Source organism: Pseudacidovorax sp. (assembly GCF_017991995.1).
Taxonomy (GTDB): domain Bacteria; phylum Pseudomonadota; class Gammaproteobacteria; order Burkholderiales; family Burkholderiaceae_C; genus Xenophilus.
This window is the reverse complement of sequence record NZ_JAGOPN010000012.1, coordinates 20,002-39,990: the sequence shown is the minus strand read 5'-3', so window position 1 is coordinate 39,990 and position 19,989 is coordinate 20,002. Positions and strand designations below refer to the sequence as shown.

Annotated in this window: 15 protein-coding genes and 1 tRNA gene; 4 read left to right on the top strand and 12 right to left on the bottom strand. The window is 69.8% G+C overall.

Annotated elements, in window-relative coordinates; genetic code table 11:
• The first annotated feature begins 45 nt into the window (after window positions 1–45).
• The 3 genes from KBC94_RS16780 (at window position 46) to KBC94_RS16770 (ending at window position 3,830) form a co-directional block, all read left to right on the top strand.
• Complete coding sequence (locus KBC94_RS16780) at window positions 46–921, top strand: neutral zinc metallopeptidase (protein ID WP_294372527.1); 876 nt, start codon at window positions 46–48, stop codon at window positions 919–921.
• Window positions 922–1,012: 91 nt separating this feature from the next.
• Window positions 1,013–2,485, top strand: a complete 1,473-nt coding sequence (locus tag KBC94_RS16775; RefSeq protein WP_294372524.1) for a DEAD/DEAH box helicase — start codon at window positions 1,013–1,015, stop codon at window positions 2,483–2,485.
• A 127-nt stretch (window positions 2,486–2,612) separates the two neighbouring features.
• A complete protein-coding gene (locus tag KBC94_RS16770) occupies window positions 2,613–3,830 on the top strand; it encodes an aminotransferase class V-fold PLP-dependent enzyme (RefSeq protein ID WP_294372519.1) in 1,218 nt (405 codons plus the stop codon).
• A gap of 31 nt (window positions 3,831–3,861) precedes the next feature.
• Here KBC94_RS16770 and KBC94_RS16765 read toward each other — a convergent pair whose 3' ends face one another.
• On the bottom strand, window positions 3,862–4,704 hold the full coding sequence (locus KBC94_RS16765; protein ID WP_294372516.1) for a symmetrical bis(5'-nucleosyl)-tetraphosphatase: 843 nt from the start codon (window positions 4,702–4,704) through the stop codon (window positions 3,862–3,864).
• 26 nt (window positions 4,705–4,730) lie between these two features.
• On the opposite strand from KBC94_RS16765, the gene KBC94_RS16760 reads away from it, so the two are divergent.
• Window positions 4,731–6,038, top strand: a complete 1,308-nt coding sequence (locus KBC94_RS16760; RefSeq protein ID WP_294372512.1) for a hemolysin family protein — start codon at window positions 4,731–4,733, stop codon at window positions 6,036–6,038.
• Window positions 6,039–6,132: 94 nt separating this feature from the next.
• Here KBC94_RS16760 and KBC94_RS16755 read toward each other — a convergent pair whose 3' ends face one another.
• From KBC94_RS16755 to KBC94_RS16705, 11 genes are all read right to left on the bottom strand, one after another.
• Entirely contained in the window at window positions 6,133–6,642 is a 510-nt protein-coding gene (locus KBC94_RS16755; RefSeq protein WP_294372509.1) for a thermonuclease family protein, read from the bottom strand.
• A gap of 2 nt (window positions 6,643–6,644) precedes the next feature.
• Entirely contained in the window at window positions 6,645–7,679 is a 1,035-nt protein-coding gene (locus KBC94_RS16750; protein ID WP_294372506.1) for an HD domain-containing phosphohydrolase, read from the bottom strand.
• Window positions 7,676–11,320: a hybrid sensor histidine kinase/response regulator gene (locus KBC94_RS16745; protein ID WP_294372504.1), complete on the bottom strand. Its 3,645-nt coding sequence runs from the start codon at window positions 11,318–11,320 to the stop codon at window positions 7,676–7,678. The genes KBC94_RS16750 and KBC94_RS16745 overlap by 4 nt, the downstream gene beginning before the upstream one ends.
• 139 nt (window positions 11,321–11,459) lie before the next feature.
• A tRNA-Thr gene (locus KBC94_RS16740) sits at window positions 11,460–11,535 on the bottom strand.
• A gap of 77 nt (window positions 11,536–11,612) precedes the next feature.
• The gene (locus KBC94_RS16735; protein ID WP_294372501.1) at window positions 11,613–12,623 is read right to left on the bottom strand and encodes a class 1 fructose-bisphosphatase; all 1,011 of its coding nucleotides are present in this window, start codon (window positions 12,621–12,623) and stop codon (window positions 11,613–11,615) included.
• Between the two features lie 26 nt (window positions 12,624–12,649).
• Window positions 12,650–15,349, bottom strand: coding sequence for an aminopeptidase N (pepN, locus tag KBC94_RS16730; RefSeq protein ID WP_294372498.1), 2,700 nt, complete (start codon window positions 15,347–15,349; stop codon window positions 12,650–12,652).
• Window positions 15,333–16,043, bottom strand: a complete 711-nt coding sequence (locus KBC94_RS16725; protein ID WP_294372494.1) for an HAD family phosphatase — start codon at window positions 16,041–16,043, stop codon at window positions 15,333–15,335. The genes pepN and KBC94_RS16725 overlap by 17 nt, the downstream gene beginning before the upstream one ends.
• A protein-coding gene (gene prfB, locus KBC94_RS16720; protein ID WP_143476316.1) for a peptide chain release factor 2 occupies window positions 16,043–17,147 on the bottom strand; the annotation gives its coding sequence in 2 pieces (ribosomal slippage) (window positions 16,043–17,065 and window positions 17,067–17,147; 1,104 coding nt in all). Before prfB ends, KBC94_RS16725 begins: the two co-directional genes overlap by 1 nt.
• 46 nt (window positions 17,148–17,193) lie before the next feature.
• A complete protein-coding gene (locus tag KBC94_RS16715) occupies window positions 17,194–18,417 on the bottom strand; it encodes a hybrid sensor histidine kinase/response regulator (protein ID WP_294372476.1) in 1,224 nt (407 codons plus the stop codon).
• Window positions 18,407–19,072, bottom strand: a complete 666-nt coding sequence (locus KBC94_RS16710) for a chemotaxis protein CheB (protein WP_294372473.1) — start codon at window positions 19,070–19,072, stop codon at window positions 18,407–18,409. Before KBC94_RS16710 ends, KBC94_RS16715 begins: the two co-directional genes overlap by 11 nt.
• Window positions 19,072–19,854 (bottom strand): protein-glutamate O-methyltransferase CheR, encoded by a 783-nt coding sequence (locus KBC94_RS16705; protein WP_294372913.1) that lies wholly within the window; start codon window positions 19,852–19,854, stop codon window positions 19,072–19,074. The genes KBC94_RS16710 and KBC94_RS16705 overlap by 1 nt, the downstream gene beginning before the upstream one ends.
• Window positions 19,855–19,989: the final 135 nt, after the last annotated feature.

The window sequence follows — 19,989 nt, the reverse complement described above, 5'->3', positions numbered from 1 at the left end:
CATCGTTGCGCCATTGGCCGGCCGGGCCGATTCGAAAGGAAAGCAATGCGCTGGGAAGGCAACGACCAATCGGACAACGTCGAAGACCGCCGCGGCATGGGCGGCGGCGGTGGCGGCTTCCCCATCGGCGGCCGCAGCATCGGCCTCGGCACGGTGGCCGTGGCGGTGGTGGCGGGCTGGCTGTTCGGGATCAATCCCCTGACCTTGCTGGGCCTGCTCAGCGGAGGCGGCGGCCCCGTCGTCCAGCAGCAGCAAGCCCCCGCTCATGCGCCGCGTAACGACCGCGAGACCGCATTCGTACGCACGGTGCTGCGCAACACCGAGGTGGTGTGGGGCGAGGTGTTCCGAGAAGGCGGCGCCCAGTACCGTGCGCCCACGCTGGTGCTCTTCGACAACAGCACGCCCACGGCCTGCGGCACCGGGCAGAGTGCCATGGGCCCCTTCTACTGCCCGGGCGACAGCAAGGTCTACATCGACCTGCGCTTCTACGACACCCTGCGCGACCGGCTCGGAGCGCCTGGGGAATTCGCGCAGGCCTATGTCATCGCGCATGAGGTGGGCCATCACGTTCAGCACTTGCTGGGTATCACCGACAAGGTCGACGCCATGCGCCGGCGGCAGAACGAGACCCAGGTCAATGCGACGAGCGTGCGGGTCGAACTGCAGGCGGACTGCTTCGCGGGCGTATGGGCCCAGCGCTCGCAGGAGTCGAAGCAATGGCTTGACCCGTCCGACATCGCCGCCGCCATGAATGCGGCCGAGAAGATCGGCGACGACGCCTTGCAACGTTCCGCGGGCCGGGCGGTGGTGCCCGACAGCTTCACCCACGGCAGCAGCGCCCAGCGCCAGCGCTGGTTCATGAACGGCTACAAGAGCGGCCATGTGAAGGCCTGCGACACCTTCAACGCCTCCACGCTCTGAGCCTTGCACGGTCGGCCTGACGGCACCAGAACGCCCGTCACCCCGCTGTCACTGCCGTTTTTTGCGGCAATGCGACAATCGCGGACTTCCTATGAGTACTCTCTATTCCGACCTCGCGCTGGCGGACCCGTTGAAGCGCGCCGTGGCCGACATGGGCTACGAACATATGACGCCGATCCAGGCGCAGGCGATTCCGGTGGTGCTGTCCGGCCAGGACGTGATGGGCGCCGCCCAGACCGGCACCGGCAAGACCGCCGCCTTCTCCCTGCCGCTGCTGCATCGCCTGCTCAAACACGAGAACGCCTCGACTTCGCCCGCCCGGCATCCGGTGCGCGCGCTGGTGCTGCTGCCCACGCGCGAACTGGCCGACCAGGTCGCCCAGCAGGTGAAGATGTATGCCAAGTACACGCAGCTGCGCAGCACCGTGGTCTTTGGCGGCATCGACATGAAGCCGCAGACCGCCGAGCTCAAGAAGGGCGTGGAGGTGCTGGTGGCCACGCCCGGCCGGCTGCTCGACCACATCGAGGCCAAAAACGCGGTGCTGAACCAGGTCGAATACGTCGTGCTCGACGAGGCCGACCGCATGCTGGACATCGGCTTCCTGCCCGACCTGCAACGCATCCTGTCGTACCTGCCCAAGCAGCGCACCACGCTGCTGTTCTCGGCGACCTTCTCGCCCGAGATCAAACGCCTGGCCTCCAGCTACCTGCAGGACCCGATCACCATCGAGGTGGCCCGGCCCAACGAGACCGCCTCCACCGTCGAGCAGGTGTTCTACGGCGTGCACGAGGACGACAAGCGCCGTGCGCTCAAGCAGATCGTGCGCCAGCGCGGCATCACGCAGGCCTTCGTCTTCGTCAACAGCAAGCTGGGCTGCGCCCGGCTGGCCCGTTCGCTGGAGCGCGAGGGCCTGCGCTGCACGGCGTTGCACGGCGACAAGAGCCAGGACGAGCGCCTGAAGGCGCTGGCCGCCTTCAAGGCCGGCGAGGTGGACCTGCTGGTGTGCACCGACGTCGCGGCCCGTGGCCTGGACATCAAGGACGTGCCCGCCGTCTTCAACTACGACGTGCCTTTCAACGCCGAGGACTACGTGCACCGCATCGGTCGCACCGGCCGTGCAGGCGCCTCGGGCCTGGCCGTGAGCTTTGCCGGCGGCGGCAATGACGCCCGTCTGGTGGCCGACATCGAGAAGCTGATCAAGAAGAAGATCGAGCTGCAGCCGCTGGAGATGGACGACGAGCGTCCGCGCGGCCGCATGAACGACGGTCGCCGCCGCTGGCGCGAGGACGGCGAGACGGGCGATGCCCGCGACGCGCTCGACCGACCCCGCAGCAGCGCCCCCGCGGCGGCCGAGGGCTACCGCGCCCCGCGCCCGCAGCGCACCCACGCACCGCGCGATCCTTTCTTCGACAAGCCCTACGAGGCCGCTGGCGGTGACGAGGCACCCGCCTGGGAGCAGACCGCCAAGGCGCCCGCGCCCAAGCAGCCGGGATCGGGCAACATCCGTACCAAGCGCAAGGTGGCCGCGCTGTTCAAGTCGGCGGAGCCGCAGCAGCAGAATTGAGTGCCGCTGCGCGACCGGCCTCGCGGGTCGGGCCGCTGCGATGGTCCCCAGGGCTGGCACGCGTGCCAGCCTTTGTCTTTCTGCCGGTCGCTGGCCGGTACCCTGCATCCACAAAAAGGAGACTCCCATGCCCGGCCTGTTGCCCCACGTCGATCCCGACGGCCTGCTCGAGTTCTCGGTCGTCTACACCGACCGCGCCCTCAACCACATGTCCAAGCGCTTCACCGGCGTGATGCAGGACATCCTGGCGACGCTGAAGGAGGTCTATCACGCGCGCACCGCGGTGCTGGTGCCGGGCAGTGGCACCTTCGGCATGGAAGCCGTCGCGCGCCAGTTCGCCAATCGCGAGAAGGTGCTGATCATCCGCAACGGCTGGTTCAGCTACCGCTGGAGCCAGATCTTCGACGCCGGTGGATTCGGTTTGCCCCCAGGGCCGGGCGATGCCCAGCCCGCCCCCCAAGGGGGACAAGGAAGCTTGGGGCGGCCCGGCGCTTCCTTGGGTGGCGGCGCCATCGTCTGCCAGGCCCGCCAGCAGGGCGAGGGTTCCCAGGCGCCCTGGGCGCCATGCCCTGCGGAGGAGATCGCCGCCACCATCCGTGCCGAGAAGCCCAAGGTCATCTTCGCGCCGCATGTGGAAACGGCCAGCGGCATCCTGCTGCCCGACGATTACCTGCGCACCGTGAGCGCCGCTGCCCGCGAGGTGGGCGCCCTGTTCGTGCTGGACTGCGTGGCCTCCGGCGCCGTGTGGGTGGACATGCAGGCCACCGGCGTGGACGTGCTGATCAGTGCGCCCCAAAAGGGCTGGAGCGGCTCGCCCTGCTGCGCGATGGTGATGCTGGGCGAACGCGCGCGCGAGGCCATCGAGGGCACCACCAGCAGCAGCTTCTCCTGCGACCTCAAGAAGTGGATGCAGATCGCCGAGGGCTACGAGCGCGGCCAGCATGCGTATCACACCACCATGCCCACCGACGCGCTGGTGCTGCTGCGCGACGTGATGAAGGAAACCCGCGACTGGGGCTTCGAGGCGGCGCGCCAGGCGCAGTTCGAACTGGGCGACAAGGTGCGCGCGCTGCTCGAATCGCGCGGCCTGCCCAGCGTGGCGGCCGAAGGCTTCAAGGCGCCGGGCGTGGTGGTGAGCTACACCACCGACCCCGGCATCCAGAGCGCCAAGAAGTTCATCGAGGCCGGCCTGCAGACCGCCTCCGGCGTGCCGCTGCAGTGCGGCGAGGGGCCGGACTTCATGACCTTCCGCATCGGGCTGTTTGGCCTGGAGAAGTGGCGCAACTTGGACCGCAGCGTGGGCCACCTGAAGGCCGGCCTGGACAAGGTGCTCGGCACGGCCTGAGCCGCCGCTGCCGCTGCGTGAGGGCGCGCGCTCAGCCCGGCGCCTGCGCCTGGGTGCAGCGCACGTCGATGCGCTCCCGCTCGTCCAGCGTGGCGCCGATGCGCACGGCCGTGAGGCAGCCGCCCCAGACGCAGCCGGTGTCGGTCGACAGCAGATCCGGCCGCGACAGCCAGCCCAGCGTGGACCAGTGGCCGAAGGCGACCACTGCCTCGGCAGTGCGCCGACCGGGCACGTCGAACCAAGGCATGTAGCCCGCCGGGGCCTCCGCGGCGCTGTCCTTGGCCTCGAACTCCATCACCCCGTGGGCGCTGCAGAAGCGCAGGCGGGTGAGTGTGTTGACGATCACCCGCAGGCGCGCGCTGCCCGCAAGATCGTCGGACCAGGCGGCGGGCTCGTTGCCGTACATCTCCTGCAGGAAATTGCCCAGGTTCGGGCTGCGCAATACGGCTTCGAGTTCGCGGGCGCGTGCCATCGTGTCTTCCACCGTCCAGGCGGGCAGCACGCCCGCGTGCACCATGAGCAGGTCGCGCCCGCCGATGCGCTCGTGCAGCGCCATCGCGCGGTGGCGCAGCCAGTCCAGCAAAGGCTCCCGGTCGGGTGCGTCCAGGATGGGTGCGAGCGTGTCGCGCCTTCCGGGCTTGCGCACGCCCTGCGCCACGCCGAGCAGGTGAAGGTCGTGGTTGCCCAGCAGGCTGCGGGCCGAATCGCCCAGCGCCCGCACCCGGCGCAGCACAGCCAGCGAGTCAGGCCCCCGGTTGATCAGGTCGCCGAGCAGCACCAGCCGGTCGCGGCTGGGCGAGAAGTCCAGGGTGTCGAGCAGGCGGCCCAGCGCCTCGTCGCAGCCCTGCACATCACCGATGAGATAGAGTGCCATGCCCTCATTCTCCCCTTGACCCCTCGATGGATATCCTTCTGTTGGCCTTGCTGACGACGTGCAATGCGTTGTTCGCGATGTCCGAAATGGCTCTGGCCACCTCCCGCCGCGCCCGCTTGGCGGCATTGGCGGAGACGGGCGACCCGGGGGCCGCGGCGGCGCTCAAGCTGATGGACATGCCGACGCAGTTCCTGTCCACCGTGCAGATCGGCATCACGTCCATCGGCATGCTCAGCGGCATCGTGGGCGAATCGGCCTTTGCCGGGCCGTTGGCCATCCGGATGCAGGAATGGGGCCTGGGCGAGGGGCCGGCCAGCATCCTGTCCACCGCGCTGGTGGTGACCTGCATCACCTTCTTCACCATCATCTTCGGCGAGCTGGTGCCCAAGCGCATCGGCCAGCTCTATCCCGAGCCGGTGGCGCGCTGGGTGTCGCGCCCGATGCGCGCGCTGGCCAAGGGCACCAAGCCCTTCGTCTACCTGCTCTCCGGCACCACGGCGGCCACGCTGCGGCTGCTGCGCATCGATGCCACGGGCGCGCGCGCGGTGACCGAGGAAGAGATATCCGCCAGCCTGGAGGAGGGTGTGGAGTCCGGCGTCATCGAGCGCCACGAGCACCAGATGGTGCGCAACGTGTTCCATCTGGACGACCGCCGACTGTCCTCGCTGATGGTGCCGCGCAGCGACATCGAGTGGATGCCCGCCAACCTGACGGTGGCCGAGGCCCTGCAGAAGGTGGCCGCGGCCGGCGCCATCAACCTGATGCATTCCTGGTATCCCGTCTGCCGCAACTCGCTGGACGACGTGGTGGGCGTGGTGAGCGTGGCGCAGTTGCTCAAGCTGGGGCCGGCGCACGAGGGGGCGCTGGGCACGCTGGCGCAGCCGGCGTCCTTCGTGCCTGAGACGCTGACCGGCCTGGAGTTGCTGGAGCAGTTCCGGGCACAGGCGGGCCGCATGGTGATGGTGGTGGATGAATATGGCGTGGTGCAGGGCCTGCTCACGCCCCGCGACCTGCTGGAGGCCATCACTGGCGAGCTGCACCCCCACGTGCCGGCGGACGCCTGGGCCATGCCGCAGCCCGACGGCAGTTGGGCGCTCGACGGCCTGATGCCCGTGTCGGAACTGCGGGCGCGGCTGGCCATCCGCGAGTTGCCGGACGAGGAGCGCGGCCGCTACAACACCGTGGCCGGGTTGCTGATGTCCGTGTCGGGCCACCTGCCGGCGGTGGGCGAGCAGATCGAATGCGCGGGCTGGGGCTTCGAGGTGCTCGCGCTGGAAGGCCGCCGCATCGACCGCGTGCAGGCGCGTCCGCTGGTCCCGGCGGACGCCCGCTGAGTCCGGCGCCCCGGTTCCGGTCGGCCGACGAGGCCACCGGCTGCTTCGCAGGATCGATGCCCGACCGGGCGCGCGGCCCGCGTCGCCTGTGCGTTCAATGTGCCTGTTCTGCGCGATCCGTGTCGAGTTCGCGTTCGCGTTGCTCGCGGCGCCATTGCCAGGGCGGCGTCGGGTTCGCCGCCTTCCACAGGCCGACACGCGCCCGGCGTGCCCGCGCTTCGGCGGCGGCATAGCGGCGTTGGGCGGCGGCCGTCTGCGCCTCGGCGTACTGGCGGTACCACCAGGCCAAGCCCGCCTCCAGCATGGCTTCTCCGGCATCCAGGCTGGGCGCTGCATCCGGATCTTCGGGCGGCGGCACCTGCACGGCGCAGACGGCCCGGCCATAGCGGTCGCGGTCCACGCAGCGCAGCTCGACCTCGCGGTGCAGCGCCAGCCGCGCCAACAGGCGCCGCGCGTTGCGGCCCTGGGGCTGCCCTGATTCGGGGGCGTCGATGGCATGCACGCGCACCGTCAGCGCCTCGCCACCGTCGCAGTCGGCGTGGAGGGTGTCGCCGTCGCTCACTGCGGTGACGAGGCACAGCAGCAGGGCTGCAGCCAGGGCCACCGTCAGTGGTCTTCCGAGTCGAGCACCACGATGTCGGCCGCGTCGTCGCCGAACTGGGCCTTGATCTCCAGCACGCGCGGCAGGTTCTGCTGCAGCAGCTCCACGAGGGTGGGATCGAAGTGGCTGCCACTCTGGCTCTGGATCCAGGCCATGGCTTCTTCCACGGGCCAGGCCGGCTTGTACGGGCGCACGCTGGTCAAGGCGTCGAAGACGTCGGCGAGCGCCACGATGCGGCCCACGAGCGGGATGTCCGCGCCCGCCAGCCCGTGTGGGTAGCCGCTGCCATCCCACTTCTCGTGGTGGGTCAGGGCGATGGTGCGGGCCAGTTGGAAGAGCCGCGAGGGATGGTTGCCGAGGATGTCGGCGCCGATGACCGGATGCGCCATCATCACGGTCCGCTCGTCGGGGGTGAGGGAACCGGGCTTCTGCAGGATGGCATCCGGGATGCCGATCTTGCCGATGTCGTGCATGGGCGCGGCATGCAGCAGGTCGTCGGCTTCGGCGGGCCCGTAGCCCGAGGCCAGCGCCAGCAGGTGCGCGTAGTGGCTCATGCGCACCACGTGCATGCCCGTCTCGTTGTCCTTGTACTCCGCGGCGGCACCCAGGCAGCGGATGGCCTGCAGCCGGGTGGCCTGCAGTTCCTCCATGCGCACCAGCGACAGGTGGGTGCGGATGCGGGCGCGCAGGATGCCGGCGTTGAGCGGCTTGGCGACGTAGTCGACGGCGCCGCAGGCCAGGCCCAGCTCCTCGTTGGCCTCGTCGGCCAGCGCGGTGGCGAAGATCACCGGCACGTAGCGGGTGAGTTCTTGGCTCTTGAGCTCGCGGCAGACCTCGTAGCCGGTCATGCCCGGCATCATCACGTCCAGCAGCACCAGATCGGGCGCCGCGGCCGAGGCCAGCGCGAGCGCGCTTCGCCCGTCCTTGGCGAAGACCAGGCGGTAGTCCGTGTGCAGCATGCTGCGCACCACCTGCAGGTTCAGGGGTTCGTCGTCGACGACGAGGACGGTGGGCCGCTGGATCGCGGAGAGGTCGGTCATGGATGGGAAGCCTTCTCGCCTGCCAGGGCCGCGTCGGGGGGCAGCCGGTCGATCAGCGATTCTAGGAGCCGGGCCGCGGCGCCGAACTCGAAGCCGTCCAGCGCCTGCCGCAGCGCATCGGCGGTCGGGCCCTCGCCCATGAACGCCAGCGTGGCGGCGACGTCGGGCCAGTCCTCGTCGCCGGCCATCTCGTTGCGGTGTATCGCCCGCAGCAGTTCCGCCAGCGCCGTGCGCAGCCGCGCGCCGTCCAGCATCACGCGTTCGCCGTCCGGCGTGGAGGGCGGCAAGGGCCGGCTGTCGAGCGCAGCCTGCACGGCGTCGAACGCGGCGCTGAGTGCCGGGATGCCCTGCCGCGCGGCGTCCGGCTCGCCTTGCGCCAGGGCCAGCTCGACGTTCGTCGCGGCGGCGAAGAGCTCGTCGCAGGCCAGGTTGCCGGCCAGGCCGCGCAGGCGATGGGCGATCTGGCGCGCTTCGTCCAACTGGCCGCGCTCGACCTGTTCGGCGATGGCGGCAGCGGCCCCGCCATGCTGCGCCAGCATCTTGTCCAGGGCCCGGCGCAGCGCGGCTTCATGGGTCCAGTTGCGGATGCCGCGGGCCCAGTCGACGCCCGCCGGCAGCATCGTGCCGGCGGGCGCCGCCGCTGGCATCGGCAGGGCGAGGTCGCCGCCGCGCTGCAGGCCGGTGACGCGCGCCATCTCCGCCAGGAGCTGGGCGGCCTCGAAGGGCTTGGGCACGAAGCCTTCCATGCCGGCCGTGCGCGCGGCCTGCCGGTCGGCGGGCAAGACGCTCGCACTCAGCGCGATCAGCGGGGTGGGCGGCAGGCTGCGCGAGGCCTCGTAGGCGCGGATGCGCCGGGCGGCCTCCAGGCCGTCGATGCCGGGCATGTGGACGTCCAGCAGCACCACGTGGAAGCGGTGCTTCATCAGCAGGTCCAGCGCCTTCGGCGCGTCGGCCGCGGTGCTCACCTGATGGCCGCGCTGCCCGAGCGCCAGGCGCACCAGGTCGCGGTTCTCGGGCACATCGTCCACGGCCAGCACGGACAGCGGCGGCGGCTCGACGGGCGGCTCCGGCAGGCGCGGCAGGGGAGCCGGTGCCAGCGCGGTCTTCAGCGGCAGCAGCACCCGGAAGACGCTGCCCTGGCCCGGCGTGCTCTGGACCTCGATGCGCCCGCCCATCAGCTCGGTGAGCTGGCGGGCGATGGTGGTGCCCAGGCCCGTCCCGCCGAAGCGCCGGCTGGTGGAGGCATCGGCCTGCGCGAAGGGGTCGAAGATGGCGGCCAGCCGGTCCGCGGGGATGCCGATGCCCGTGTCCTGCACCGACAACTCGACCAGATCGCCCGCGCGGCGCGCCGCAAGCCGCACCTCGCCGCGCTCGGTGAACTTGATGGCATTGCCCAGAAGGTTGGTCAGCACCTGGCGGATGCGCACGGCATCGGCGCGGAAATGCATGTCCAGCGCGTCGTCCCACAGCACCTGCAGCGCCAGGCCCTTGCGCTCGGCCTCCAGTCGCAGCGAGGTGGCGGTCTGCTCCAACAATTCCCGGAGGGAGAAGTCGGCGAGTTCCAGTTCCAGCGCGCCGCGGTCGAGCTTGGCGGTGTCCAGGATGCCGTTGAGCAGGCCGAGCAGGCTCTGGGCCGACTGGCGCACGGTCTGCAGGTGGCGCCGTTGCTCCACCGCCAATGGGCCTTCGAGCAGCAGTTCGGTGAAGCCGAGGATGGCGTTCATCGGTGTGCGGATCTCGTGGCTCATGTTGGCCAGGAACATGGTGCGCGCCGCGGCGGCCTGCTCGGCGCGGGCCTTGGCTTCGCGCAGGGCGCCTTCCATCTGGCGGCGGGGGTTGATGTCCTGCGCCAGGAGCACCACGCGCACCACGATGCCGTCGGCGTCGAAGATGGGGTTGTACGAGCCCTGGAGCCAGAACTCCTGGCCCTGCCGGGTCACGCGGCGGTATTCGCCCACCTCGAATTCGCCGCGGCGCAGGCGCTGCCACAGGGCATCGAAGGCGGTCTGGCGGCCGGCGGCGGCATCCACGAGGTCGTGGTGGTGGCGGGCGGTGAACTCCTCGAGCGTGTAGCCCATCCAGCCGAGCATGCGGTCGTTGGCCCACTCGATGCGGCCGTCCATGGCAAACACCGCGACCCCCATCACCCGCTGCACCGCCTCGGCGGTGCCGCCCTGCATCCAGTGGTGGCGGCGGGTTTCCGTGATGTCGAGCAGCACGCCATCCAGGCGCGGCGGGCCACCCTCGCGCGGATGGGTCACCTGGCCGGTGAACCAGACCCAGCGTTCGGACTCGCTGCGGTGCAGCAGCCGGAACTCCGCCGTCACCGGCCCGCCCTCGGGCAGGCCGGCCGCCAGGATCAGGGCCTGCTGGATGCGCTGCCGGTCGGAGGGATGGATGAGGTGCGCCAGGGTGCGCCGCCCCGAGGTGAAGTCGGAGGCGGGCCAGCCCGTCAGCGCGTCCACGCTGGGGCTGGCGAAGAGCGTCGTGTGGGGCTCGTCGAGCAGGGTGCTGAAGGACACGCCCGGGATGTTGTCGATCAGCCCGCGGTAGCGGCGCTCGCGCTGGCGGATCGCTTCTTCCTCGGCATGCTGCGCGCTGATGTCTGCCAGGGTGACGATGCAGGCGGCGTCGCGACCCTGGCGGTCGACGCCCAGGCCCGCGCGCGCGAGGCGCAGCGCCAGCGCGCCGCCGCCGGCCAGCGGGCGCAGCGCGCGGCGTTCGCCGGGCCCGGCCGGGCTGCTGGCCGGATCCCTGAGCCATTCCCCGAGGTCGGTGTCTGCCGCGTCGAGCAGGGTCGGGAGTGTCTTGCCGGTGGCCTCTTCCGGGCGCAGCGCCAGCAGCCGCAGTGCCGCGGCATTGGCGGCCGTGATCCGGTGCTCGGCGTCGAGCACGAGCAGGCCGTCCGGCGCGAGGTCGAAGCGTTGCTGCAAGGCGTCGAGCGTCGCCGCCTGTGCCTGCGTCCGCCGGATGCCACACACACCGATGTACAGAAGAGTCAGGGCGCACAGGCCGAACCATTGCTGCGGCCACGGCAGTTCGTTCCAGTGGGGCAGCGCCGGCGCCGCGATTGGTCCCGGCAGGGCGCCCACAGCGGCCACGACGGCGACGACCAGCGGCGCTGCCAGGGCCCAGAGCCCGGGCTGCCAGCGCATCGTGGCCGCCGGCGAGCGCGGTGCTCGCAGCAGCGCATAGGCCAGCAGCATGATCAGCGCGGCGGCGGCCAGAAGCACGCTCATGAAGCCCAGTGGCGTCGCGGTGCGGCCGATGAAAAGCGCCGTGCCCGCCAAGCCTGCCAGGCCGGCAGCCCCGGCCCGCCAGCGTGTGGCCCCGCTCCAACTGGCGGCCAGCGCCGCCGCGGCGGCTGCCCCGGGCAGCAAGGGCCAGCCCCAGGCGACCTCGTCCGCCCCGGTGCCGTGCAGGCCGAAGCCAAGGCCGGCGTGGATGGAAAGCGCCAGGGCCATCGTCCACAGCAGCGTGGCCAGCAGCGCGGCCGCGCTGCGATCGGCGGACGTCCCGGCCTGAAGGCCGGCCTGCAGCACTTGCCAGCCGCACAGCACGGCGGCGGCAGCGGCCAGCCACACGCCCGCGGCCGATTGCAGGGGCGCAAGGATGCCGAGCCAGTCGGTCTGCGTAGGCATGTGGAGAGTCTGGGGAGGGGAAGAGCTTACAGGGTCCTACAACGCGCGGGCTGCGCTTGCCGCGGACCGGGGGTGCTGCGGCCTGCGCGCGAGGGGCCAACAAAAAAGCCCGCAAGCGTCAGCTTGCGGGCTTTGGAGATGGTGCCGGCGACCGGAATCGAACTGGTGACCTACGCGTTACGAGTGCGTTGCTCTACCAACTGAGCTACGCCGGCGAAAAACTTATTCTAGGGCAAGAAGGCACTGTGGTGAGCGCCTTCGTAAGCAGCCCAGGAGTATAGCGCGAAAAAGCTCACGCCTCCAAATGGTACTTCGTCGCGCGCTCGACCTCGTTCCTGGAGCCGAGGATCACCGACACGCGTTCGTGCAGCTTCTGGGGCTGGATGTCGAGGATGCGCTCGCGGCCGTTGGTGGCCGCACCGCCCGCCTGCTCCACCAGCCAGGCCATCGGGTTGGCCTCGTACATCAGGCGCAGCTTGCCCGGCTTCTCGGGTTCACGCTTGTCCCAGGGGTACATGAACACGCCGCCGCGCGTGAGGATGCGGTGCACGTCGGTCACCATGCTGGCGATCCAGCGCATGTTGAAGTCCTTGCCGCGCGGGCCGTCCTTGCCGGCCAGGCATTCGTCGATGTAGCGCTTCACCGGAGCGTCCCAGTGGCGCATGTTGCTCATGTTGATCGCGAATTCCTTGGTGTCGGCCGGGATCTCCATCTTGTCCTGCGTGAGGATGAAGCTGCCCTGCTCGCGGTCGAGCGTGAACATGGCCACGCCATCGCCCACGGTGAGCACCAGCACCGTCTGCGGGCCATAGAGGCAGTAGCCGGCGGCCACCTGCTTGCAGCCCGCCTGCAGGAAATCGCCTTCCTGCACGCCCGGGTGATCGTCCGGCTTCTTGAGCACGCTGAAGATGGTGCCGATGCTGACGTTGACGTCGATGTTGCTGGAGCCGTCGAGCGGGTCGAACATCAGCAGGTATTCGCCTTGCGGATAGCGGTTGGGCACCACGTAGATGCTGTCCATCTCCTCGCTGGCCATGGCGGCGAGGTGGCCGCCCCATTCGTTGGCCTCGATCAGCACCTCGTTGGCGATGATGTCCAGCTTCTTCTGCACCTCGCCCTGCACGTTCTCGCTGCCGGCGGTGCCCAGCACGCCACCCAGGGCGCCCTTGTTGACCGAGAGGCTGATGCGCTTGCAGGCGCGGGCCACCACCTCCAGCAGCAGGCGCAGCTGGCCAGGGATGAGGCCGTCGACGCGTTGCTGCTCGACGAGGTAGCGGGTGAGTGAAATGTTCTGAGAGGCCATGGGGACTCCTGGGAGGGTTTCAAAAATCAGGGGGCGAGGGCGCGGCTGACGACCTCGAGCGTGTCCTTGCTCAGGCCCGGGCGGGCCGCCACGCGGGCGATGGCCTCGCGTGCGGCGCCCCGGTAGGGCTCGGCCAGCTTGTTCCAGCGGTCCAGCGCGCGCGCCAGCCGGGCGGCGACCTGCGGGTTGATCTCGTCGAGCTCGATCACCCGATCGCTCCACCACACGTAGCCGGCGGCGTCCAGGCGATGGAAGGCGCCGGGGTTGGCGCTGCAGTAGCTGAAGATCACGCTGCGGGCGCGGTTCGGGTTCTTGAGGGAGAAGTCCGGATGGCGCGTCAGCTGCTTGACCAGCGGCAGCACGTCGCCGCCGCGGTCGGGCGCGCCGGCCTGCAGGCTGAACCACTTGTCGATGACCAGGGCCTCGTCCTTGAACATCGCATGGAAGCGCGCAAGCGCCTGCGCCGCCAGCGGGTGGCCCGACACGACCAGCGCCGTCAGCGCGTTGAAGCGGTCGGTCATGTTCGAAGCGTCCTTGAAGCGCTGCAGCGTCTTGCCGGGCCAGACGGCGTCGCCCGACTCGCGTGCGGCGATGCACAGGTGCGCCAGCGCCATGCCGGCCAGCGCACGGCGGCCGGCCGAGACCGGCTCGGGCCGGTACGCGCCGGTGTCCTTGTTGTCCTCGTAGGCCTGCTGCCATTCGGCGTACAGAGCCGTCGCCAGCTGGATGCGCATGGCCTCGCGCACGCGGTGCACGCGCTGCGGATCGACCACGTCCAGCTGCTCGGAGATGTAGACCTCCGAGGGCAGCGTCAGCACCAGTTCCTTGAAGGCGGCATCCAGCGTTCCATTGCGCAGCACCTCGCGCATGGCGCCGACGAAGGCCTCGTCCAGCACCGGTGCGTCGGGCTGGCGGCTGTCATCGCCGATGGCAGCGAGCGCGGCACCGAGCGCCAGGCGCTGTCCGGCCTCCCAGCGGTTGAAGGGGTCGCTGTCGTGCGCCAGCAGGGCCAGCAGCTGTTCGCGCGTGTAGTCGAACTGCAGCACCACCGGCGCGCTGAAGCCGCGCAGGATGGAGGGCACCGGCGCCTCGTCCAGGCCGGTGAAGGTGAAGCGCTGCTCGGCTTCGTGCAGCACCAGCGTGAGCGATTCGCCGGCGGGCTGCGGCTCGCCTTCCAGCTGCAACGGGAGCGCGCGGCCATCCGCACCCAGCAGCCCCACGGCCACCGGAATGACGAACGGCTCCTTCACCGGTTGACCCGGCGTCGGTGGGCAGCTCTGCGTGAAGGCCAGCGTGTACGTGCGGGCCTCGGCGTCGTAGTGCCCCGTGGCGGCCAGACGTGGCGTACCGGCCTGGCTGTACCAGCGCTTGAACTGCGGCAGGCGGCGGGCCAGCTCGCTGTCGGGGTTGGCATCGGCGATGGCCTGGGCGAAGTCGTCGCAGGTCACGGCCTGGCCGTCGTGGCGTTCGAAGTACAGCGTCATGCCGCGGGCGAAGCCGTCGCGGCCCACCAGCGTCTGCATCATGCGGACGACTTCGGCGCCCTTCTCGTAGATGGTGACGGTGTAGAAGTTGCTGATCTCGATGTAGCTGTCGGGCCGCACCGGATGGGCCATCGGGCCCGCGTCCTCGGGGAACTGGGCGGTGCGCAGCACCCGCACGTCCTCGATGCGCTTGACCGCGCGCGCGGACGGTTCGGCGCACAGGTCCATGCTGAACTCCTGGTCGCGGAAGACCGTCAGGCCCTCCTTGAGCGAGAGCTGGAACCAGTCGCGGCAGGTGACGCGGTCGCCGCTCCAGTTGTGGAAGTACTCGTGGCCCACCACGCTCTCGATGTTGGCGTAGTCGGCATCCGTCGCGGTGGCTTGGCTGGCGAGGACGTACTTCGTGTTGAAGATGTTCAGGCCCTTGTTCTCCATCGCGCCCATGTTGAAGTCGCTGGTGGCGACGATCATGAAGCGGTCCAGGTCCAGCGGCAGGCCGAAGCGGGCCTCATCCCACAGCACCGAGTGGATCAGCGAGTTCATCGCATGCTCGGTCTTGTCCAGGTCGCCGGCGCGCACGTAGACCTGCAGCAGGTGCTCGCGGCCGTTGCGCGCCTTGATGCGCTGCTCGCGCGCCACCAGCTTGCCCGCCACCAGGGCGAACAGGTAGGCGGGCTTCTTGAAGGGGTCGACCCACTTGGCGAAATGGCGGCCTTCCGGGAGCTCGCCCTGTTCGACCAGGTTGCCGTTGGACAGCAACACCGGGTAGGCCGTCTTGTCGGCGCGCAGCGTGACGGTGTAGCTGGCCATCACGTCCGGACGGTCCAGGAAGTAGGTGATGCGGCGGAAGCCCTCGGCCTCGCACTGGGTGAAGAAGGTGTTCTGGCTGACGAACAGGCCCATCAGCTTGGTGTTCTTCGCCGGGCAGCAGGTGGTGAAGATCTCCAGCTCGAACTCATCGGGCAGGCCGTCCATCACCAACTGGCTGCCTTCCATGCGGAAGGCGGCGCCCTGGCCGTTGACCAGCACGCGGGCCAGGTTGAGCTCGTCGCCGTCCAGGCGCAGCGGCTGGGCCGCCACGTCCGGGTTGCGCCGCAGCTTCATGCGGTTGAGCACGCGCGTCTTGGCCGGGTCGAGGTCGAAACACAGGTCGACGGTGTCGATCCAGTAGGCCGGCGGCGAATAGTCCTCGCGCTGGATGGCGACGGGCTGGGCCGATTGGGCGTCACGAGAGAGCAACATCGAGCGTCTCCAGAAAATGAGAGCGGAGGAGGGAGTGGTAGTCGGGCACGGCCGCGATCACATGCGGACCGGCGAGTTCGTCGGCGCCATGGGTGCTGCACACGGCCACCGCATACATGCCGGCGCGGCGCGCGGCCTCGATGCCGAAGGGCGCGTCCTCGAACACGATGCAGCGCGCGGGATCGGCGTCGATGCGGCGGGCCGCTTCGAGAAAGATGTCGGGCTCGGGTTTGCCACGCAGGCCCTCGTCGCCGCCGACGATGGTCAGCGGCGGCGGGTCCATCTTCAGGCGTTCAAGGGCGAAGGCCACGTTGTGCCGGTCGCCCGCGGTGCCGACGGCAACCTTCAGGCCGCGCGCGGCGGCTTGCCGCGCGAAGGCGGCGAAGCCCGCCACCTCGGCAAAGGGCGCGTCGAAGAGTTCGCGGTAGATCGCTTCCTTTTCGTTCACCAACGCGAGGCATTCGTCCGGCGGCAGCTCGCGCTCGAAGACCTCGCGCATGCATTCGGTGCCGGTGCGGCCCGTGGTGCGGCGCAGGATCTCCTCCGCCGGCATCGTGATGCCATGCCGCTGCGCGAAAGCCACCCACGACTTCGCATGCCAGGGCATGGAGTCGATCATGGTGCCGTCCATGTCGAAGATCAGGGCCTGCACGGGCAGGGCGGCGCCCTCGGGGCGCGGGCTGCGGTCGGGCATCAGACGCCCTGCTTCAGCGAGGCTTCGATGAAGGGATCGAGGTCGCCGTCAAGCACCTTCTGCGTGGCCGAGATCTCGACGCCGGTGCGCAGGTCCTTGATGCGGCTGTTGTCCAGCACGTAGCTGCGGATCTGGTGGCCCCAGCCGACGTCGGTCTTGCTGTCCTCCAGCTTCTGCTGTTCTTCCATGCGCTTGCGCATCTCGAAGTCGTACAGGCGCGAGCGCAGGCGCTTCCAGGCCACGTCGCGGTTGCTGTGCTGGCTGCGGCCGTCCTGACACTGCACCACGATGCCGGTCGGGATGTGCGTCAGTCGCACCGCCGAGTCCGTCTTGTTGATGTGCTGGCCACCGGCGCCGCTGGCGCGGTAGGTGTCCACGCGCACGTCCGAGGGGTTGATCTCGATCTCGATGGAGTCGTCGATCTCCGGATAGACGAAGAGCGAGGCGAAGCTGGTGTGGCGGCCGCCCGAGGAGTCGAAGGGCGACTTGCGCACCAGGCGGTGGACGCCGGTCTCGGTGCGCAGCAGGCCGAAGGCGTATTCGCCCTCGACCTTGATCGTGGCGCTCTTGATGCCCGCGGTTTCACCGGGGGATTCGTCCTCGACCGTGGTCTTGAAGCCCTTGCGTTCGGCGTACTTGAGGTACTGGCGCAGCAGCATGCTGGCCCAGTCCTGCGCCTCGGTACCGCCTGCGCCGGCCTGGATGTCGACGAAGCAGTTGTTGGGGTCGGCCGGGTTGTTGAACATCCGGCGGAACTCGAGCTGCTCGATCTCCTTGCGCAGTTCCTCGGCGTCGTCGGCGATGGCCTTCAGGCCCGCCTCGTCGCCTTCTTCCTTGCTCATCTCGTAGAGCTCGGTGTTGTCGGCCAGGTCACGCTCCAGGCGCTGGATGGCCAGCACCACGCCGTCCAGCGCCTTCTTTTCCTTGCCCAGTTCCTGGGCCTTCTTGGGGTCGTTCCAGACCGTCGGGTCTTCCAGCGAGGCGTTGACCGTCCTCAGGCGTTCGGCTTTGGCATCGAAGTCAAAGATACCTCCGCAAGTCGGCCGTCCGGGTGCTCAGGTCGGCCAGGGTGGTGCCAATGAGGTTGATCTGTTCTGCGTCCATGGTGCGATCCTGTTCTTGCGGGTGTTCGGGGAAACGCGAGATTTTCTCACGCGGCGTCTTCGGCCGAGGGCGGCTCGAAGGGCAGCACCACGCGGAAAGTGGACCCTTCGCCCGGCGTGCTCTCCAGTTCGATGCGCCCGCCGTGGCCCTGGACGATCTGCTGGGTGATGAACAGGCCCAGCCCCAGGCCGCTGGCCACCTCGCGGCGGCCCGATTCGGCGCGCTCGAACTGCTGGAAGATGCGGGCCTGGTCCTCCGGCGCGATGCCGATGCCGCGGTCGCGCACGCTCATCACGGCCTCCTCGCCGCGCAAGCCGACGTGTACGTCCACCGGCTTGCCGCCGCCATAGCGCAGGGCGTTGGTCAGCAAGTTGGTCAGCACCTGCTCCAGTCGGAACTCGTCCCAGACGCCGGTGAGTGGCTCGGGCGCCTCCAGATGGATGGCGGCCCCGGCGGCCTCTGCCTGCTGCGCCAGCGCGGCGACCACGCGCGCCGCCATGGCGCTCAGGTCGAAGGCCTGCGGGCTCATCGACAGCCGGCCATTGCGCATGCGGGTGACGTCCAGCAGGTCGTCGATGAGCCGCACCATGGCCTGGATCTGGCGCTGGTCGCGCTCGGCCGTTTCCTTCAGCCGCTCGGGCGTGAAGAAGAACATGTGGCCCCGCGCCAGGTGCATCTTGCGCACCTGGGTCTCCAGGTAGAGCGTGTTGAGCGGCGTGCGCAGCTCGTGCGAGACCATGGACATGAAGTCGTCGCGCATGCGAACGGCGCGCTCCAGGTCGGCACGCGCCTCGCGCAGTTCGGCCACCAGCGCCTGCTGCTCGCGGTGGAGGGTGGCCAGGGCGTCCATCTCGCGCTGGAGCGCCATGCGGCTGTGGTAAAGCTCGACGAAGACGCTGACCTTGCTGCGCACCATGTGCGCGTCCAGCGGCTTGTGCAGGAAGTCGACCGCGCCGCTTTCGTAGCCCTGGAAAGCGTAGTTGAGCTCGCGGCCCGCGGCGCTGACGAAGATGATCGGGATGGTGCGCGTGCGCTCGGTGCCGCGCATCAGCTCGGCCAGCTCGAAGCCGTTCATGCCGGGCATCTGCACATCCAGCACGGCCAGCGCGAACTCGTGCTCCAGCATCAGCGCCAGCGCCTCGTCGCCCGAGCGCGCCTGGAACACGCGCCGACCCGGGTCGCGGATCAGCGCTTCGAGCGCGATCAGGTTCTCTTCCAGGTCGTCGACGATCAGGAGCTTGGTTTCGATCTCGGACGGGTCAATGGGCATGGTGCTGGGCGTCGAGCAGGATCAGCAGCCGGCGCAGTTGGGCCAGGGGCAGGACGTAATCGGGCTGGCGCAGGGCCAGGGCGGACTGGGGCATCTGGGGCGCCATGGCTTCGCCCGGCGACTGTACGGCAGTGAGGCCGCCCGCGGCGGCGATATCGGCCAGCCCCTGCGCACCGTCCTCGTTGGCGCCGGTCAGCAGCAGGCCGGCCAGGCGGGGCCCGTAGGCGTCGGCGGCGGAACTCATCAGCAGGTCGATGGAGGGCCGCGAAAAGTGCACCGGCGGCTCGCAGCTCAGCGAGAAGTGGCGGTCCGCCTCGATGAAGAGGTGGTAGCCCGGCGGTGCAAAGTGCAGCGTGGCCGCCTCGACGGCGGCCTTGTCGCGCGCCTCGCAGGCCGGGATCGGCAACCGGTGCGAGAAGATGTCCGCCAGGCGGCTCTCCCGGTCCTGCGGCAGGTGGAGCACCGCGATCAGCGGCAGGTGCCACGGCGTGGGCAGGGCCGCCGTCAGGCGCAGCAGGGCGTCGACGCCACCGGCGGAGGCGCCGACCACCACTGCATCCACCTGCGGCAGCGGGCCGGGGTCGAAGTCGCCATCGTCCGGCGCCGACGGCGGCGCGGCGTGACCGGCGGTGTAGGGGGAGCGGATCGCCGACATCAGGCCGCCTTGCGGAAGATGCGTTCCGCCCGCGCCACCGGCTCGAACCGCTCGGCATAGGCCGAGAAATCCACGCTCTCCTTCGCGCCCAGCCCCAGGAAGCCGCGGTGGCACAGCGAGTCGTGGAACAGGCCCAGCGCCCGGTCCTGCAGCCGGCGGTTGAAGTAGATCAGCACGTTGCGGCAGGAGACGAGGTGCGTCTCGGCGAACACGCTGTCGGTGGCCAGGCTGTGGTCGGCAAAGATCACGTTGGTCCGCAGCGCGGGGTCGAAGCGCGCACCGCCGTAGGCCGCGGTGTAGTAGTCGGAAAAGGACTTGCGACCGCCGGCGCGCTGGTAGTTGGCCGTGTACTCGCGCACCGCGTCGGCCGGGAAGATGCCCTGCCGTGCCTTCTCCAGCGATTGCGGATTGATGTCGGTGGCGTAGATCAGCGCCCGCTCCAGCAGTCCCTCCTCGCGCAGCAGGATGGCCAGGGAATAGACCTCTTCGCCCGTGCTGCAGCCCGCCACCCAGACCTTGATCGACGGATAGGTGTGCAGCACCGGCACCACCTGCTGGCGCAGCGCGAGGAAGTAGTCCGGGTCGCGGAACATCTCGCTGACCGGCACGGTGAGGTACTGCAGCAGCCGGCCGAAGACCTGGTCGTCGCGCAGCACCTGCTCCTGCAGTGCGGAGATGCTGCGGTAGCCCATCTGCTCCAGCGCATAGTTCACCCGGCGCTTCTGCGAGGCGCCGGTGTAGTCGCGGAAGTCGTGGCTGTAGCGCAGATAGATGGCCTCCATCAGCAGGCGCAGCTCGATGTCGGAGGCGCTGGGCGGCGGTGGCGCGGGGCGGTCGGCGTCCGTGCCCGACGGGGCAAGGCCCGGCGGGCGCGGCGTCTCGAGGCGGCCCCCGGCTTCCTCGGCGTCCGGGCTGGC

What these genes read in the sequence shown, in the direction of transcription:
- KBC94_RS16735 (WP_294372501.1), bottom strand. Translation starts at nt 12,623, where the DNA reads ATGGCCTCTCAGAACATTTCACTCACCCGCTACCTCGTCGAGCAGCAA.
- KBC94_RS16710 (WP_294372473.1), bottom strand. Translation starts at nt 19,072, where the DNA reads ATGTCGGCGATCCGCTCCCCCTACACCGCCGGTCACGCCGCGCCGCCG.
- KBC94_RS16765 (WP_294372516.1), bottom strand. Translation starts at nt 4,704, where the DNA reads ATGGCACTCTATCTCATCGGTGATGTGCAGGGCTGCGACGAGGCGCTG.
- KBC94_RS16750 (WP_294372506.1), bottom strand. Translation starts at nt 7,679, where the DNA reads ATGACCGACCTCTCCGCGATCCAGCGGCCCACCGTCCTCGTCGTCGAC.
- pepN (WP_294372498.1), bottom strand. Translation starts at nt 15,349, where the DNA reads ATGTTGCTCTCTCGTGACGCCCAATCGGCCCAGCCCGTCGCCATCCAG.
- KBC94_RS16780 (WP_294372527.1), top strand. Translation starts at nt 46, where the DNA reads ATGCGCTGGGAAGGCAACGACCAATCGGACAACGTCGAAGACCGCCGC.
- KBC94_RS16745 (WP_294372504.1), bottom strand. Translation starts at nt 11,320, where the DNA reads ATGCCTACGCAGACCGACTGGCTCGGCATCCTTGCGCCCCTGCAATCG.
- KBC94_RS16725 (WP_294372494.1), bottom strand. Translation starts at nt 16,043, where the DNA reads ATGCCCGACCGCAGCCCGCGCCCCGAGGGCGCCGCCCTGCCCGTGCAG.
- KBC94_RS16775 (WP_294372524.1), top strand. Translation starts at nt 1,013, where the DNA reads ATGAGTACTCTCTATTCCGACCTCGCGCTGGCGGACCCGTTGAAGCGC.
- KBC94_RS16705 (WP_294372913.1), bottom strand. Translation starts at nt 19,854, where the DNA reads ATGGAGGCCATCTATCTGCGCTACAGCCACGACTTCCGCGACTACACC.
- KBC94_RS16715 (WP_294372476.1), bottom strand. Translation starts at nt 18,417, where the DNA reads ATGCCCATTGACCCGTCCGAGATCGAAACCAAGCTCCTGATCGTCGAC.
- KBC94_RS16770 (WP_294372519.1), top strand. Translation starts at nt 2,613, where the DNA reads ATGCCCGGCCTGTTGCCCCACGTCGATCCCGACGGCCTGCTCGAGTTC.
- KBC94_RS16760 (WP_294372512.1), top strand. Translation starts at nt 4,731, where the DNA reads ATGGATATCCTTCTGTTGGCCTTGCTGACGACGTGCAATGCGTTGTTC.